This is a genomic window from Pseudomonas sp. FeN3W (assembly GCA_030263805.2).
Taxonomy (GTDB): Bacteria; Pseudomonadota; Gammaproteobacteria; order Pseudomonadales; family Pseudomonadaceae; genus Stutzerimonas; species Stutzerimonas stutzeri_G.
Map to the genome: position 1 here is coordinate 3002383 of CP136010.1, position 16768 is coordinate 3019150.

Genomic DNA, 16768 nt, shown 5'->3' on the forward strand with positions numbered 1-16768 from the left:
CCTTGTCCACGCGATCGATGCACGCCAGCGTGGAACTCGCTTCGCGAGTTTTCCACCCTACGGCAGTCATTGAGGAGAGCTTACGGCTGCCGGCGCCGGGTTAAAAGCGATAAGATCGCCATAACCTGTCAGGAAAACTCACATTCATGGCTCGGGATCTTCCTCCGCTCAACGCCTTGCGCGCTTTCGAGTCGGCCGCTCGTCTGGGTAGCGTAAGCGAAGCGGCGCGCGAGCTGCATGTCACCCACGGAGCCGTCAGCCGGCAGGTCAAGCAGCTCGAAGAGCAGCTGGGCATTGGCCTGTTCGTCAAAGAAGGTCGTGGCGTAAAACTCACGGATGCCGGGGTGCGCCTGCGCGATGCCGCCAGCGAGGCCTTCGAGCGCTTGCGCAGCACCTGTGCCGAGTTGCAGCGGCAGACCGCCGAAGCGCCATTCGTCCTCGGTTGCCCCGGCAGCCTGCTGGCGCGCTGGTTCATTCCGCGGCTGGACCGGCTCAATCGCGACCTGCCCGAGCTGCGCCTGCAGCTGTCCGCCAGCGAAGGCGAGCTGGACCCGCGCAAGCCGGGCCTGGATGCCACGCTGTGGTACGCCGAGCCGCCGTGGCCGGCGGATATGCAGGTGTTCGAGCTGGCCGCCGAGCGCATTGGCCCGGTGCTCAGCCCCTACCATCCGCGCTGTGCCGAGCTGCGCAGCGCGCCGCCCGCGGCATTGCTGGAAGAGGCGCTGCTGCATACCGCCTCGCGCCCGCAGGCCTGGCCGAGCTGGGCTCGCCGGCAGCAGCTGGACCCCACGCAGCTGCGCCTCGGGCAGAGCTTCGAGCACCTGTACTTCCTTCTCGAGGCGGCACTGGCTGGTCTCGGAGTGGCCATCGCACCGCAGCAACTGGTCGCCGACGACCTGAAATCAGGGCGTTTGCTGGCGCCCTGGGGTTTCGTCGAAACGAGCGCCCGGCTGGCGCTCTGGGTGCCGGCGCGGCGGCTGGACCGGCGGGCCGAGCGCCTGGCTGAGTGGCTGCGAGACGAGCTGCGCAGTGCAGAGAAGCCCGGGTAAGCGTCGGCGTGGCTTGATTTGCGATTGGATGGTCCCGCAAAAGACGCGGGGTCTGGAATGCGCAGATCGCTTCCACGGCAGCCTTTCTTGTATGGGGAAGGCGCAGCGCGGTCATTTCAAGAATACGTTCGGGGTGTCGTGATCTGAGCGTGCAGACGCCTGGCACCGCGGCAACCGCAGTCATTCGCGGCGCGTCCATGGCGGCTTGAACTCGGTCGTCGCCATCGAGTCCTACGCCGCACGGCAGCGGAGCGATCACCGATCGCAGCGGTTTTCTCCGATGCTTTCTTCTGCCTCGAAAGGACTTAGCGAATGAATGCTTGCGCTTCTGCTGCGATGCTCGCGGTCGGCCTGCTGTTGACGACGGCGGCCCATGCTCAACCGATCGAACTGGAGGGCATCGAGCTGTCGCGGGATGTGCCCTGCCTCGGCAAGGACGTGAACATCTCCGGCAACGCCAACAGGATCAGCCTCACCGGGGAGTGCGGCGTGGTGCAGGTTTACGGGACAGATCATGAGGTCAGCCTGGAGAAGGCGTCCGCGCTGGAGGTGTCCGGCAGCGGCATTAGCGTATCGGCGAAGTCCGTCGACCGCCTGACCGTGGACACCAACAAGAACCGTGTCCGCACCATCGTCCTCGGCCGTGGCCAGACCGCTATCGTCGAGGTGTCGGGCGCCGAGCATGGGCTGGAGCTGGTGTTCGACGGCCCGGCACAGGTCACCCTGGATGGCATCGACAACCGCTTGCAGTGGCGTGGGGATGAGCCGGCGCTTTCCTCGTCCGGTGTCGGTCATCAGATCGACCGGCACTAGGACGAGCATCGCCGTCTCGAGCGACTGGTCGTGCGGCGGGATGCGCCGCACGACCGGGCCTCAGCTGGCCAGGGCGGTCTGCGCAGTGGCTTCCGCGGCGGCGGCCTTTTCCTCGGCGTACCCGCGCGGGTTGCGGCTCTGCCAGCGCCAGGCGTCGGCAAGCATGGTGGTCAGATCCTTTTCGGCGCGCCAGTCCAGCTCCAGTTCGGCCTTGCTCGGGTCCGACCAGCACTGGGCGATGTCGCCGCTGCGACGTGGCTTGATCACGTGGGGCAGCGGGCGGCCGGTGACTTCCTCGAAGGCGGTGATCATCTCGCGTACCGAATGGCCCTTGCCGGTGCCGAGGTTCCACGTGGAAACACCATGAATCAGCTGCAGTCGCTCCAGCGCTTTCAGATGTCCCTTGGCCAGGTCGACCACGTGAATGTAGTCGCGCACGCCGGTGCCGTCCGGGGTCGGGTAATCGTTGCCGTATACGTTCAGCTGCTTTCGTCGGCCCACCGCCACCTGCAGCATGTAGGGCAGCAGGTTGTTCGGCACGCCGTTGGGGTCTTCGCCGATCAGCCCCGACTCGTGTGCGCCGATCGGGTTGAAGTAGCGCAGCAGGCCGATGGACCAGCGCGGGTCGGAGTCGGCCAGGCCCTTGAGCACGTTCTCGGCCATCAGCTTGGACTGGCCGTAGGGGTTGGTCGGCACGCCAATGGGCCGGTCCTCGATGATCGGCATCACCGGCGATTCGCCGTAGACCGTCGCCGATGAGCTGAACACCAGCCTGAACACACCGGCTTCGGCCATCGCCTGGCACAGCGCGATGCTGCCGCCGACGTTGGTTTCGTAGTAGCGCAGCGGCTCACGCACGCTTTCGCCAACCGCCTTCAGGCCAGCGAAATGCATGACCGCGCTGATCGGGTAGGCGGCGAACAGTGCCTTGAGCAGCGAGCGATTGCGCACGTCGCCCCTGACCAGTTGCAGCGGCCTGCCGGCGAGCTGTTCGACGCGGTCCAGAGCCGTCTGCGAGCTGTTGCACAGATTGTCCAGCACCAGCACTTCGTGCCCGGCCTGCAGCAGTTCGAGCACCGCGTGTGAGCCGATGTAGCCGGCTCCTCCTGTTACCAGAATCATCTGTCTACCTCCGCATTCGCTGTCTTTTCGACACGCTCGGGACACTGCGGCTGGCCAGTGAGTGGCGCTGCATGAGTCTCCGTAATCTGGAATCGGCGAAACGGAACGGGACGGCGACGACGAGCTGCGCGCAGGAGTTCCGGTGCCGGTGTAAGGCGTCCTGTTGATAGGGACGGGACAAGGTTCTGGCGAGTTCCATCCAGCCGCCGGACGGCCGACGGGCTGTGCTATCGGATGATTGGCGGGAACCCGAACCGCCGATTGCCGTCCACTATCGGCGAACGACGCGGGTTGCAGGCCATCTGATGGCTCCGTTGTCGTGGCGCGATGACTCGCCTTACGCAGGGCAGCGCTGGCATCGACGTGGCATGGTGAGTGGGCAGGAATGCCTGGGCACGGCTACCGAAATGAGGTGCTACATGAGTTGGGCCGGCCCGTTCCAGTACGACATCGGTAAATCCCGCAACGCGCAGCAGGCGCCGGCCGAAGTGGTCTTCGATGATCAGATCCCGACGCTGCTGTGCCTCTCGCACCTACGCTGGAGCTTCGTCTACCAGCGCCCGCAGCACCTGATGTCGCGCTTCGCCCGCGACTACAACGTGCTCTTCCATGAAGAACCCATTCCCACCGAGGATGCCCAGCCCTGGCTGGAAGTGCGCCCCGAGGAGAACGGCGTACAGGTGCTGATCCCGCGCCTGCCGGCCGGTTGCGAGGGCGGTGAGGCGATTCGCGTGCAACGCCAGCTGCTCGACGACTACCTGGAAAAACTCGGCGTCGGTGAGCTGATGCTCTGGTACTACACGCCAATGAGCCTGGCCTTCTCCGATCACCTGGCGCCGAACCTGATCGTCTACGACTGCATGGACGAGCTCTCGGCGTTTCGCGGGGCGCCGCCGCAGCTGATCGAGCGCGAGGTGGAGCTGATGTGCCGTGCCAACCTGGTCTTCACCGGCGGCTACAGCCTCTACGAGGCCAAGCGCCAGCGCCACGACAACGCCCACCCGTTCCCCAGCAGCGTGGATGTCGAGCACTTCGCCGCCGCGCGCCGGCCGCAGCATGACCCGGATGACCAGGCGGAAATCCCCCATCCGCGTCTGGGCTTCTACGGCGTGATCGACGAACGCCTGGACCTCGAACTGATCGAGCAGGTCGCGCGGATGAAGCCGGAGTGGCAGATCGTCCTGGTCGGCCCGGTGGTCAAGATCGACCCCGCCGAGCTGCCGCAGCGCGACAACATCCACTACCTGGGCGGCAAGACCTACGACGAGCTGCCGCAATACTTGTCCGGCTGGGACGTGGCGATCATGCCGTTCGCGCTGAACGAATCGACCCGCTTCATCAGCCCGACCAAGACCCCCGAATACCTGGCCGGCGGCTGCCCGGTGGTGTCCACGCCGATCACCGATGTGCTGCGCACCTACGGCGACACCGGCATCGTGCGCATCGCCGACAGCGCCGAAGCGTTCGTCGCCGCCAGCGAAGCCGCCCTGGCCGATGCCGAAGACCGTGACGGTCTCCTGGCCAAGGCCGACGAGATCCTCGGCGACATGTCCTGGGATCACACCTGGAGCCTGATGAAGGAAAAAATGCAATGCGCGATATGAGCCCGCAGGACAGCAACCCGGAACGTCTCGGCGCAGGCGCGGGCGACCAGCCACAGGCGCGCAGGCGTGGCTTCGATTACCTGATCGTCGGCGCCGGTTTCGCCGGCAGCGTGCTCGCCGAGCGGCTGGCCAGGGGCTTGAACAAGCGCGTGCTGGTGGTCGACCGGCGGCCGCACATCGCCGGCAACGCCTACGACTACCACGACGAGTCCGGCGTGCTGATCCACCGCTACGGCCCGCACATCTTCCACACCAATGCCCAGCGCATCGTCGACTACCTCTCGCAGTTCACCGAGTGGCGCCCCTATGAGCATCGCGTGCTGGCGCAGGTGGACGGCCAGCAGGTGCCGATTCCGATCAACATGACCACGCTGAATCGGCTCTACGGCCTGAACATGAGCAGCGAAGAGGAAGCGGCGGATTTTCTCGCCAGCCGCGCCGAGCCGGTGGAAAACATCCAGACCAGCGAGGATGTGGTGATCAACGGCATCGGCCGCGAGCTGTACCAGAAGTTCTTTCGCGGCTACACCCGCAAGCAATGGGGCCTGGACCCGTCGCAGCTGGACAAGTCGGTGACCTCGCGCATCCCCACGCGCACCAACACCGATGACCGTTACTTCACCGACAGCTTCCAGCAGATGCCCAAGCACGGCTACACGAAGATGTTCGAGAAGATGCTGGCGCATCCGAACATCAAGGTGATGCTCAACACCGATTACCGCGAGATCCGCGACGAGGTGCAGCATGACCAGCTGATCTTCTGCGGGCCGATCGACGAGTACTTCGACTACCGCTTCGGCAAGCTGCCGTACCGCTCGCTGAAGTTCGAGCACAAGCAGCTCGAGCAGGAACGGTTCCAGGCCGTGGGCACGGTCAACTACCCCAGCGAAGACGTGCCCTACACACGCATCAGCGAATACAAGCACCTGACCGGGCAGGTGCACCCGAAGACCAGCATCACCTACGAGTACCCCGCGGCCGAGGGCGATCCCTACTACCCGATCCCGCGGCCGGAAAATGCCGAGCTGTACAAGCGCTACCAGCAGCTGGCGGACGAGACGCCCGGCGTGACCTTCGTCGGCCGCCTCGGCACCTACAAGTACTACAACATGGATCAGGTGGTGGGGCAGGCGCTGGCGCTGTACAAGCGCATCGAGGAAGCCGAACGCGCCATGGCGCCGGTCGTGGGTTGAGGCGGGCGGCGATGCGCTGAGTGGGCGGCGTGCGTTGCCCATGGAGCGGCAGGCGCGCGGTGGTGGGGCGGGGTTCGCTCGTTGGGCTTCGTCACTGCGTTCCTCAACCCAACCTACGCATCCGGCGATCAACCGTAGGTTGGGTTGAGCGAAGCGAAGCCCAACACCCCCCCGATCCCGACATGACACAGAGGTAAACGATGCACCATCCCAGCCTGTTCGACAGTTTCTTCCTCGGCGGCTTCGAATGCTCGACCCATCGGCGCGGCGACGGTCGCCGGCTCGACCTGCTGGTCGCCACCGGGCATGACCGCTGGGCCGCCGAGGACTATGCCGCGCTGCGCCGCCACGGCATCCGCACGGTGCGCGACGGCCTGCGCTGGCACCTGATCGAGCACACGCCGGGGCAGTACGACTGGTCGAGCTTCCTGCCCATGCTGCAGGCGGCGCAGCGCCAGGGCACCCAGGTGATCTGGGACCTGTGCCATTACGGCTGGCCGGACGACATCGACATCTGGCGCCCGCCGTTCGTCGAGCGCTTCGCCCGCTATGCCGCGGCGGCCGCGCAGCTGATCAAGGACGAGACCGGCGAGGTGCCGTTCTTCGCACCGCTCAACGAAATCTCCTTCTGGGCCTGGGCTGGTGGCGACGAGGCCTACTTCAACCCGATGGCCCGCGGCCGCGGCCCTGAGCTCAAGCACCAGCTGGTGCGCGCCACCATTGCCGCGATGCAGGCGATCCGCGCGGTCGAGCCGCGGGCGCGTTTCGTCCAGGTCGATCCGGCCATTCATGTAATCGCGGGCAACGACCGGCCTGGTCCGCAGCGCGACGCCGAGCGCTTCCGCCAGGCGCAGTTCGAGGCCTGGGACATGCTCTGCGGCGAGCAATGGCCGGGACTCGGCGGCGCGCCGGAATACCTCGACATCATTGGCGTCAACTACTACTCGAACAACCAGTGGTACCACGGCGATGGCCACACCATCGAGCGCGACAACCCGGATTACCGACCCTTCAAGGGCATCCTGCGGGAGATCTGGCAGCGCTACCAGCGTCCGCTGCTGATCGCCGAGACCGGCGCCGAGGGCGACCTGCGTGGCGACTGGCTGCGCTATGTCAGCGAGCAGGCCGGGCTGGCGATGCAGGCTGGGGTGCCGGTGGAAGGCATCTGCCTGTATCCGGTGCTGGACTACCCCGGCTGGGCGGACGAGCGGCATTGTCCGGTCGGCTTGCTCGGCTTCCCCGACGAGCACGGCAAGCGCTGCGTGCACCAGGGGCTGGCCGATGAGCTGCGCCTGCAACAGGCGCGCTTCAGTCAGTCGAATTCCACGTCGCGCCACGCCGAAGCCCTACCGTGAACCAGGCGGCCGGCGTGCCTCAGGCCAAGCCGGAAGAGCTGCCGCTACCCAGCCGCCCGGTCGCCTTCCTCTGGCACTACATCTGCACCCGGCCTTGGCATTTCGGCGGGTTGCTGGCGCTGATCATCGGTGCGGCCAGCTGCGCGGTGGCGGTGCAGTACGGCATGAAACTGCTGGTCGATGCCATGGCGCAGGGCACGGCGGATCGCGCATCGGCCAATGTCTGGTGGCCGCTGGGGTTGTTCATCGGCCTGATCGTCACCGAGAACGTGCTGTGGCGCCTCGGCGGTTGGCTCGGCTGTCGCACCGTGGTGGCCAGCGTGGTGGATATCCGCGTCGACCTGTTCAAGCACCTGACCGGCCATCCGATGCGCTATTTCACCGAGCACTTCGCCGGCTCGCTGGGCAATCGCATCTCCGCCGTCGGCCAGGCTGCAGGCGCGATCTACGGCGGCCTGGCGTGGAAGATCGTGCCGCCGATCGTCGACTTCCTCGGTGCGGTGGTGGTGCTGCTCACGGTGGACGTGCGCATGGCCGTGGCGCTGATCGGCTTCGTCGCCATCGTTGCCGCGCTGATCACCGGTTTCGGCATTCGCGGTCGCGCCAAACACCAACGGTTCGCCGCGCAATCGGCACGGGTCGGCGGCGAGCTGGTGGACGCGGTCTCCAATGTCTGGACCATCAAGGCGTTTTCCGCCCGCTACCGCGAGGCCGAGCGCCTGGCCCACGAGATCGGCTACGAAGCCCGCGCCCAGCGGCGCAGCTGGATGTATCTGGAAAAGGCGCGGGTGATGCACGACATCTGCCTGTCGGTGATGGCCGGCGGCATGCTGGTGTGGGCGATCAAGCTGTGGATCGCCGGCACGGTGACCGCCGGTGACGTCGTGCTGGTCAGCGCGCTGACCTTTCGCATCCTGCACGGCTCGCGGGATCTGGCCCTGGCGCTGGTGGACACGACGCAGCAGATCGGCGCCATCGACGATACCCTGCGCATCATCGTGCAGCCCCATGGCCTGGACGACAGCGACAATCGGCTGATGCTCGCCGAGGGCGACATCACCTTCGAACGCATCCGCTTCGCCTATCCGGGCCGCGGCGTGGTGTTCGAGGATCTCGACCTGCACATTCCGGCGGGGCAGAAGGTCGGCGTGGTGGGCTCGTCCGGGGCTGGCAAGTCGACCCTGATCAACCTGCTGCAGCGCCTCGACGATGTGCAGGGCGGGCGCATCCTGGTCGACGGCCAGGACATCCGCAGCGTCAGCCAGGACAGCCTGCGCGAGAAGATCGCCGTGGTGCCGCAGGAGACCGCGCTGTTCAACCGCAGCATCCGCGAGAACATTCGCTACGGGCGTCCGGATGCCAGCGACGAGGAAGTGATCGAGGCGGCGCGCAGTGCTTTCTGCGACGGCTTCATCCGCGAGCTGCCAGAGGGTTACGAGACCCTGGTCGGCGAGCGCGGGGTGATGCTCTCCGGCGGCCAGCGACAGCGCCTGGGCATCGCCCGGGCGTTCCTCAAGGACGCACCGATCCTGATCCTCGACGAGGCCACCTCGGCGCTGGATACCCAGTCCGAAGGCGAGATCCAGGCGGCGCTCAACCTGCTGGTGCACAACCGCACCGTGGTCGCGGTGGCGCACCGCTTGTCCACCCTGGCGAGCTTCGACCGCATCCTCGTGTTGCGCGACGGCCGCATCGTCGAAGACGGCCCGCCGCACGAGTTGCGCCGCCGCGGCGGTGAGTTCGCCGCACTATGGCGCATGCAGGCCGAAGGCTTTACCCCGCAGACCGATGTGGTGCCATGAAGCGTGTCGCGGTGAATTCCAGCAGCCTGCGCGCGCTCGGCTACGACCCCGAGCAGCAGGTGCTGGAAGTGGAGTTCAGCAGCGGCGCGCTGTACCGCTATGAAGCGGTCCCGCCCGAAGCGGTGCAGGCCTTGCTCGACGCCGACTCGCTGGGCCGGCATTTCAACCAGGTGTTCAAGCCGCAGCATTACCGCTATCGGCGCGTTGAGTGAGCGTGCCGGGAGCGCGTGGGTAAGCTGCGCGTTATCCACCCTACGTATGCCTGCACACCGTAGGCCGGGCGGCACGCGGTGGATGTAAGAAGCGACATCCACCCTACGGACCACAACGTGGATGCGTAGGGTGGAAAACTGCGCAGCATTTTCCACCGGGGCGATTCGTCATCCGCGATCGACCGGTCGACCGCTGCGCTGAACTTCCGGGGCGCTCTGCGGGCCTCAATCAGGCAGGACGCGCATTACCGAGCGGAGGCTCTTCAGACCAGAAGGGGACATCATGTCGGATCATCACACGTACAAGAAGGTTGAAATCGTCGGCTCCTCGCGCAACAGCGTCGATGAGGCGATCCAGAACGGTATCGCCGAGGCGTCCAAGTCTCTGCAGAACGTCGAATGGTTCGAGGTCGGCGAAATCCGTGGGCACGTCGAGAACGGCAAGGTCGGTCACTTCCAGGTGACCATGAAAGTCGGCTTCCGCCTCGAGAACAGCTGATCGCCACGCGTGGCCGGCCCCGCTTTCTACTGGCGCAGGTCGGCGACGATCTCGAAGGCGCGGTGGCGGTCAGTGGTCTCGTAGAGATCGCAGGTGAAAATCAGCTCGTCGGCCTGGGTCTGCTCGAGCAGCACCTCAAGGCGGGCGCGAACCTTTTCCGGACCGCCGATCAGCGCCAGGCCGAGGAAGTCGCCCACCGCCTGCTGCTCATGCGGTAGCCACAGGCCCTGCATGCTCTGCACCGGTGGGCGCAGCACCAGGCTCTGGCCGCGGATCAGCGAGAGGATGCGCTGGTAGACGCTGGTCACCAGGTACTCGGCCTGCTCGTCGCTGTCGGCGGCGATCAGCGGCACGCCGAGCATCACGTAGGGCTTGTCGAGCACCGCCGAGGGCTTGAAGTTGTCGCGATAGAGCTTGATCGCCTGGTGCATGTAGCGCGGCGCGAAGTGCGAGGCGAAGGCGTAGGGCAGGCCCTTGGCCGCGGCCAGCTGGGCGCTGAACAGGCTGGAGCCGAGTAGCCAGATCGGTATGTTGCTGTTCACTCCCGGCATGGCGATGACGCGCTGATTGGGCTGGCGCGGACCGAGCAGCAGCTCCAGCTCCTCGACGTCCTGCGGGAAATCGTCGGCGCTGCCCATGCGGTCGCGGCGCAGCGCATGGGCAGTGAACTGATCGGCACCGGGGGCGCGACCGAGCCCGAGGTCGATGCGGCCCGGGTAGAGCGCTTCCAGGGTGCCGAACTGCTCGGCGATCACCAGTGGCGCGTGGTTCGGCAGCATCACCCCGCCGGCACCGAGGCGGATGCGCGTGGTATTGGCGGCCAGGTAGCCGAGCAATACCGCGGTGGCGGCACTGGCGATGCCGTCCATGTTGTGGTGCTCGGCCACCCAGAAGCGCTGGAAGCCGAGCCCCTCGACGTGACGTGCCAGGGCCAGCGCATTGTGCAGCGCCTGGGCCGGCGTGCCGTCGTCGCGGATCGGCGCCAGGTCGAGCGCGGAAAAGCGGGTGTTTGCAATGCGGGACATCGTTTACCTCATGACGTAAGGCGGTCGGGTGCGAGCGGGCTCAGCGGCAATGTTCGGCCTCGGCCTCGACCAGCACGTTGCGCTGTTCGTCGCGCAACCAGCCTTGTGGGGTGAAACCCAGCGAGCGGGCCTGGAACAGGTAGCGCTGGCCGGGTTGGAAGTCGTCGTAGCGGATCACCAGGGTGCAGCGAATGGTGTGGGTTTCGCCGAACAGGCCGAAGTCGCCCCCTGTCACTTCGAATTCGTAGCGCGCTTCGAGTTCATGGGCGCCCGGCGGGACCTGGAAATAACGGCCGTCGGGGGTGCGTTTGCCGTCCAGCTGGTCGGACATGAAGATGTCGCTGGGCTGCGCGGTCATGTCGACCCAGGCCATGTTCGGGTCGGGTTGTGGCAGCGGCCCGGCGCAGCCGGCCAGGGCGAGAAGGGCGGGCAGGGCGAGGGGGAGTGAGCGACGCATGGCTGAATCCTCGGCGAATGGCTGGGCGAGACGCGCTACGCCTCACCGATGTCGCCGAGGGTGCGCCAGATGACGGCGCATTTCAACGCGAACTCAGCGGCCGGCGAGGTCGCCGCAGCCCTTTTCCTCGGCGCGCGCCAGCACGTACTGGTGCTGGTCGTAGAGCTTGGCCCAGGGCCGGAAGCCATAGCCGCCGGCCACCAGGCGATAGCGCGCGCCGGCGGTGAACTTGTCGTATTCCAGGGTCAGCTTGCAGTCGCGCGGCAGCGAGCTGCTGCCGGGGCCGACGTTGGCGCCATTGACCTCGAAGCGGTAGCGCATCTCCAGCTTGCGGCTGCCAGGCGGCACCTGGAAGTAGCGGTCGTCCTCCAACGTCTTGCCATCTACGGCGACCGCCTGCAGTTGGGTTTCGCCGTTCGGGTTGAGCTCGATCCAGGCCTGCTCGGGATCGGGCTTGGGCATCCACATGGAACAGCCGGCCAGGCTGGCGAGCAGGGTGACGAGAAGGAAACCGCGCATGTACAAGGCTCCAGCCGGTGATCAGAGGCCGGCAAGGGTTCGATTGAGGACGTCATGGGCTGCCGCAGGTTGCAATCGGCAGCACGGCCTTTGTAGGGTGCGCTACGCGCGCCGGCGCCAGCCCGGCCACTGAGTGGTACACCCGATGCCCAAGCCCAACGCCGCCTCCATCGACAGCCGCAGCCTGCGCTGGGTTCCCCTGTTGCTTGCCGTCTGTCTGAATGGTTGCAGCTATTACGGCCAGCTCGCCGCTGGCCAGCTCGATCTGCTGCGCCAACGCGAACCCATCGAAGCGCTGCTCGCCGATGAATCGCGCGATGCGGCGTTGCGTCGACGGTTGGGCGAGGTACTCCAGGCGCGTCGCTTCGCCAGCCAGGCGCTGGCGCTGCCGGACAACGACAGCTATCGGCTCTACGCCGAACTCGGCCGGCCCTATGTGGTGTGGAACCTGTTCGCCACCGAGGCGTTCTCGGTCAAACCGCTGGAGCATTGCTTTCCCATCGCCGGTTGCGTCGCCTATCGCGGTTATTTCCGCCAGGGTGCCGCCCGCGGCGAGGCAGCGCGGTTGCGCTTGAGCGGGCTGGATACCCATGTGGCAGGTGTCGAAGCCTATTCGACGCTCGGCTGGTTCGCCGATCCGCTACTCAGCTCGATGCTGCGGCGCAACGACGAGCAGCTGGCGGCGCTGATCTTCCACGAACTGGCGCATCAGCAGCTGTATCTGCCCGGCGACACCGCCTTCAACGAGTCCTATGCCACCTTCGTCGAGCGCGAGGGCTTGCGCCAGTGGCGTGCCAGCCGCGGGCTGCCGGAGCAGGATGACCAGGCGCGGATGCGCTATCGGCAACTGGTTGAGCTGTTGCTCGATACCCGTCAACGGCTGGACCAGCTGTATGCCTCGGGGCGCCCGGCAACCGAGTTGCGTGCGCTGAAGCAGGCCGAGTTCGCAACGCTGCGCCAGCGCTATCGACACTTGCGTGACAGCCAGTGGAACGGCGATGGTCGCTTCGATCGCTGGTTCGCCCAGCCGCTGAACAACGCCACGCTGCTGCCGTTCGGCCTGTACGACCGCTGGGTGCCGGCGTTTGCCGCGCTGTTCGAGCGATGCGAGCGGGACTGGGCGCGCTTTCACCAGGCGGTCGCGGCACTCACGGAACTGCCTGCCGACGAGCGGAACTCCAGACTGTCGAAACTGGCTGATCGCGACGAGCCAAAAGAAAAAGGGGTGCCGCCTGCGCGAACACCCCTCCTCAACGACCACCGGCCAGCCGGTCAATCGTTCCCGACACTCGCCGCTTGCACGGTACAGCCCCAGACTTCCAGCGTCGGCTGGTCCGCTTGTGGCGGGCCTAGCCATTCGCTCATCGCGTGGCAACGCTGGTCAAAACACAGTTGGTAATCCCCTGCCTCGGGGGTTCGCCCCAGGCGCAGGAGTGGCAACGCTGGCATCTGGCGCTGGTAGTGCCAGGCCCCGTCGCGCAGTTCGGCGTCATCCGGAATCTCCATCCCGGCACCAGAACCCTTGACCCGCGCTTCGCCGAGCAGCAGCCCGTCCGGCGTCACGCGGTAATCCTCTTCCCAGCGGATCTTCTCGATCGTGTGGTTCCACGCCAGGGTGAAGGTGGGCGTGGGCACTTCGGCCCACACCACACCGGCCAGCCCCAGGCACAGACCGATCACGCCGCCGCCGGCTCGGCGCGACGGGCGCGCCAGATGTGCTGAGCGAGGAAGATCGCGCCGAGGGCGAAGCCGATCTCGTCACTCATCGGCGTGGCGAGGATCATCGCCGCACCGGCGACGAAGCCCAGCACTTTCTCCCACAGCGCCATGGGCCGCTGCAGGTAGCCGGTGAACACCGCGCCCCACAGGCCGATGGCGAACGCCGCCTTGAACAGCATGTACAGCGTGGCGCCCCAGTCCCCGCCTTGCATCATCAGCGCCGGGTTGTACACCGCCATGAACGGCACGATGAAACCGGCGATGGCGATGCGGATGGCCCACATGCTGATCTTCAGGCCCTTCTCCTTGGCGATCGGCGCGGCGGCGAAGCAGGCCAGCGCCACCGGCGGAGTCAGGTCGGCCATGATGCCGAAGTAGAAGACGAACATGTGCGAGACGATCAGCGGCACGCCAAGGTCGAGCAGCGCGGGTGCGGCGATCGAGCTGGTGATGATGTAGTTGGGAATGGTCGGGATGCCCATGCCCAGCACCAGACAGGTCAGCATGGTCAGCAGCAGCGAGAGGAACAGGTTGTCCTGGCCCACGGCGAGGATGTAACCGGCGAAGGTCGAGGCCACGCCAGTCAGCGAAACGATGCCGATGATCACGCCGACCAGGGCGCAGGCGATACCCACCGGTACCGCATGGCGCGCACCTTCCACCAGCGCGTGCAGGCAGATGATCAGCGTGTCGCGGCCGCCCTTGATGAACCAGCACACCGCTACCAGCGCGGCGATGACGCCGAAGATCACCCCGATGCCGAGCTGGAAGAAGCCGGCGCAGAGCAGGCCGAGGGCGATCCAGAAGGCGATGCGCAGGCCGAACGACGACACCTTGAGGATGATCGCCGAGCCGAGGATGACGATCGCCGTCAGCGCCAGGCCGATGGTGCCGGCGAACATCGGCGTGCGTCCGGAGAACAGCAGCCAGACCAGCACCACCAGCGGGATCAGCAGGTACCAGCGCTCCTTCACCGCGGCCCAGGCACTCGGGCACTCGTCCTTCGGCAGGCCCTTGAGGCCAGCGCGCTTGGCTTCCAGATGGACCATCCAGAACACCGAGCCGAAGTACAGCAGCGCCGGAATCAGCGCGGCCTTGGCGATCTCGACGAAGGGCACGTTGATGGTCTCGGCCATGATGAACGCCACCGCGCCCATCACCGGCGGCATGATCTGGCTGCCCATCGACGAGGTGGCCTCGACGCCGCCGGCGAAGGCCGGGCGATAACCGAAGCGCTTCATCAGCGGGATGGTGAACTGGCCGGTGGTGACCACGTTGGCCACGCCGGAACCGGTGATGGTGCCCATCAGCGCCGAGGACACCACCGAGACCTTGGCCGGGCCGCCGAGCTTGTGGCCGAACAGACCCATGGCGAAGTCGGTGAACAGCTTGATCATCCCGGCCTGCTCGAGGAACGAGCCGAACAGGATGAAGAGGAAGATGTAGGTCGCCGAGACGTAGGTCGGCGTGCCGTACAGGCCTTCGGTGCCGAACGACAGCTGGTTGACGATCTGGTCCAGGTAATAGCCGCGGTGCGCGAGATCACCGGGCAGGTACTCACCGAACAGGCCGTAGGCGAGGAACAGCCCGCAGATGATCGGCAGGGCGATGCCCATGACTCGGCGGGCGGCCTCGAACACCAGCACGATCAGCGTCAGGCCGACCACCATGTCGGTGGTGGTCATGTCGCCGGAGCGCTGGATCAGGTCCGCCTCGAAATACCACTGGTAGAAGAAGGTGGCGAAACCGGCCAGGCCGAGCAGCCAGGCCACTGGCTGGAACGGCTTGCCGTTGCCGCGGGCCGGATAGCAGAGGAACACCAGCAGCAACAGGAAACCGACGTGACCGGCGCGCAGCACCTGGCTGGACACCGGGTGAAAGGCGGCGGTGACGATCTGATAGATGGAGAACAGCAGGGCGACATAGAACAGCGCCCTCGGCCATTCGCTGGGACTGGCGTGCAGCCCTTGGCTTTCGCTCATGGGAATCACTCTCTCACTGCAAGGTGGGGCCTGTAGAAGCAGGCTTGCCAACGAGGCAACGCGGGCAAGCCTGCTGCTACAAGGATGCGGGCTGGAGCAGGCCGCAGGGCCCGCTCCGCCCGTCTGTCAGCGCTGGGTTACTTGAGAACTCCAGCTTCCTTGTAGAAGCGCTCGGCACCCGGGTGCAGCGGAATCGGCAGGTTCTTGGTGGCGTTTTCCAGCTTGATGTCCTTGGCGGCGGAGTGGGCGTTGCCCAGGGCCGACAGGTTGTCGAACATCAGCTTGGTCATCTGGTAGGCCACTTCGTCGGAGACCTTCTCATGGCTGACCAGGATGTTGGTGATGGCCACGGTAGGAACGTCGGCATCCTGACCGTCGTAGGTGCCGGCCGGGATCACGCCGGCCTGGTAGGCGTCGCTCTCGATCTTCTCGACCACGGCGGCCGGAATCTCGACGAAGGTCACCGGCATGGTGCTGGCCAGGTCGCGGATGGCGGCCATGCCCAGGCCCGAGGACTGCAGGGTGGCGTCCAGCTGGCGGTTCTTGATCAGCTCGACCGACTCGGCGTAGGGCAGGAACTCGACGCGGCCCATGTCCTTGTAGTCCAGGCCGGCGGCCTTGAAGATGGCGCGGGCGTTCAGCTCGGTGCCGGACTTCGGCGCGCCGACGGAGATGCGCTTGCCCTTGAGGTCTTCCAGGGTCTTGATGCCGGACTCTTCGCTGGCAACGATCTGGATGTAGTTGTTGTAGGTACCGGCGATGGCGCGCAGGCGCTTGAGCGGCGCCTTGAAGCCGGCGTCCTCGACACCGTTCCAGGCGTCGGCCACCGAGTCACCCAGGGAGAAGGCCAGTTCGCCACGGCCGGCCTGCAGCAGGTTGAGGTTTTCCACCGAAGCCTTGGTGGCCTGCACGGAAGTCTTGGCGCCGTCGATCTTGTTGTACTGCTGCGACAGGGCCACGCCGATCGGGTAGTACACACCGCTGGTGCCGCCGGTGAGGATGTTGATGAAGGTCGGCGCAGCGACAGCCGCGGTGCTGGCGGTGAAGGCCGCAGCGGCAGCGAGCAGGCCCAGGCGTTTGGTCAGTCTCATGGTGGATCTCCGTTTCGTTTTTATTGGTTGACGCAGCATGTTGACGATAGACGATGCCGCGTTCGGGAACGCGCCAGACGGACAAGCAGAGGGGCGATGACACCGGAGAGGTCCGGAGGGATGGATATCGCTGGTAGCTCTTCTTGTCGTTGGAATCGCATCGAGCACATTGCCATTAGCAGAAGCCGTGCCAGTCTCGTATGGTCCCTGCTACAAGGGCTGCTGCCTGCACAGACAGATGGGATAGGCAAAAATCCGCCTATGTGATGAGAAGGTTCGGCAAGAAACCGCTCATCAGGGCTGAAGTGAGCGCGAAACTTGCCCGG

Annotated in this window: 15 protein-coding genes and 1 pseudogene; 9 read left to right on the forward strand and 7 right to left on the reverse strand. The window is 66.0% G+C overall.

From position 1 onward, the window contains the following. Positions 1–146: 146 nt before the first annotated feature. Both P5704_014240 and P5704_014245 read left to right on the forward strand, forming a co-directional pair. Positions 147–1049 carry a LysR family transcriptional regulator gene (locus tag P5704_014240; GenBank protein ID WOF77224.1) on the forward strand — a complete coding sequence of 301 codons (903 nt, stop codon included), beginning with the start codon at positions 147–149 and terminating at the stop codon, positions 1047–1049. Positions 1050–1361: 312 nt separating this feature from the next. Next, on the forward strand, positions 1362–1862 hold the full coding sequence (locus P5704_014245) for a DUF3060 domain-containing protein (protein WOF77225.1): 501 nt from the start codon (positions 1362–1364) through the stop codon (positions 1860–1862). 60 nt (positions 1863–1922) lie between these two features. On the opposite strand, the gene galE is transcribed toward P5704_014245, so the two are convergent. Continuing rightward, complete coding sequence (gene galE, locus P5704_014250; GenBank protein ID WOF77226.1) at positions 1923–2984, reverse strand: UDP-glucose 4-epimerase GalE; 1062 nt, start codon at positions 2982–2984, stop codon at positions 1923–1925. A gap of 419 nt (positions 2985–3403) precedes the next feature. Here galE and P5704_014255 point away from each other — a divergent pair, with 419 nt between their 5' ends. From P5704_014255 to P5704_014280, 6 genes are all read left to right on the forward strand, one after another. Next, positions 3404–4588 carry a glycosyltransferase family 1 protein gene (locus P5704_014255; GenBank protein WOF77227.1) on the forward strand — a complete coding sequence of 395 codons (1185 nt, stop codon included), beginning with the start codon at positions 3404–3406 and terminating at the stop codon, positions 4586–4588. After that, on the forward strand, positions 4576–5781 hold the full coding sequence (gene glf / locus P5704_014260) for a UDP-galactopyranose mutase (GenBank protein ID WOF77228.1): 1206 nt from the start codon (positions 4576–4578) through the stop codon (positions 5779–5781). Before P5704_014255 ends, glf begins: the two co-directional genes overlap by 13 nt. Positions 5782–5981: 200 nt before the next feature. Further along, on the forward strand, positions 5982–7136 hold the full coding sequence (locus P5704_014265; GenBank protein WOF77229.1) for a beta-glucosidase: 1155 nt from the start codon (positions 5982–5984) through the stop codon (positions 7134–7136). Further along, a complete protein-coding gene (locus P5704_014270) occupies positions 7133–8938 on the forward strand; it encodes an ABC transporter ATP-binding protein (protein WOF77230.1) in 1806 nt (601 codons plus the stop codon). Before P5704_014265 ends, P5704_014270 begins: the two co-directional genes overlap by 4 nt. Further along, positions 8935–9150 (forward strand): KTSC domain-containing protein, encoded by a 216-nt coding sequence (locus P5704_014275; GenBank protein ID WOF77231.1) that lies wholly within the window; start codon positions 8935–8937, stop codon positions 9148–9150. Before P5704_014270 ends, P5704_014275 begins: the two co-directional genes overlap by 4 nt. A gap of 283 nt (positions 9151–9433) precedes the next feature. After that, a complete protein-coding gene (locus P5704_014280; GenBank protein ID WOF77232.1) occupies positions 9434–9649 on the forward strand; it encodes a dodecin family protein in 216 nt (71 codons plus the stop codon). A gap of 26 nt (positions 9650–9675) precedes the next feature. Here the strand turns inward: P5704_014280 and P5704_014285 are convergent, their stop codons facing one another. From P5704_014285 to P5704_014295, 3 genes are all read right to left on the reverse strand, one after another. Then, the gene (locus P5704_014285; protein WOF77233.1) at positions 9676–10674 is read right to left on the reverse strand and encodes an LLM class flavin-dependent oxidoreductase; all 999 of its coding nucleotides are present in this window, start codon (positions 10672–10674) and stop codon (positions 9676–9678) included. 40 nt (positions 10675–10714) lie between these two features. Then, positions 10715–11131, reverse strand: coding sequence for a hypothetical protein (locus P5704_014290; GenBank protein ID WOF77234.1), 417 nt, complete (start codon positions 11129–11131; stop codon positions 10715–10717). A 93-nt stretch (positions 11132–11224) separates the two neighbouring features. Next, positions 11225–11650, reverse strand: a complete 426-nt coding sequence (locus P5704_014295; protein ID WOF77235.1) for a hypothetical protein — start codon at positions 11648–11650, stop codon at positions 11225–11227. 145 nt (positions 11651–11795) lie between these two features. On the opposite strand from P5704_014295, the pseudogene P5704_014300 reads away from it, so the two are divergent. Continuing rightward, positions 11796–12851, forward strand: a pseudogene (locus tag P5704_014300) (aminopeptidase). A 71-nt stretch (positions 12852–12922) separates the two neighbouring features. On the opposite strand, the gene P5704_014305 reads toward P5704_014300, so the two are convergent. The 3 genes from P5704_014305 to P5704_014315 all read right to left on the reverse strand — a co-directional run bounded on the left by P5704_014305 (position 12923) and on the right by P5704_014315 (position 16442). Then, positions 12923–13330, reverse strand: coding sequence for a DUF1850 domain-containing protein (locus tag P5704_014305; GenBank protein ID WOF77236.1), 408 nt, complete (start codon positions 13328–13330; stop codon positions 12923–12925). Beyond that, a complete protein-coding gene (locus P5704_014310) occupies positions 13327–15351 on the reverse strand; it encodes a TRAP transporter permease (GenBank protein ID WOF77237.1) in 2025 nt (674 codons plus the stop codon). The genes P5704_014305 and P5704_014310 overlap by 4 nt, the downstream gene beginning before the upstream one ends. Positions 15352–15488: 137 nt before the next feature. Next, positions 15489–16442, reverse strand: a complete 954-nt coding sequence (locus tag P5704_014315; protein WOF77238.1) for a TAXI family TRAP transporter solute-binding subunit — start codon at positions 16440–16442, stop codon at positions 15489–15491. Positions 16443–16768 lie beyond the last annotated feature (326 nt).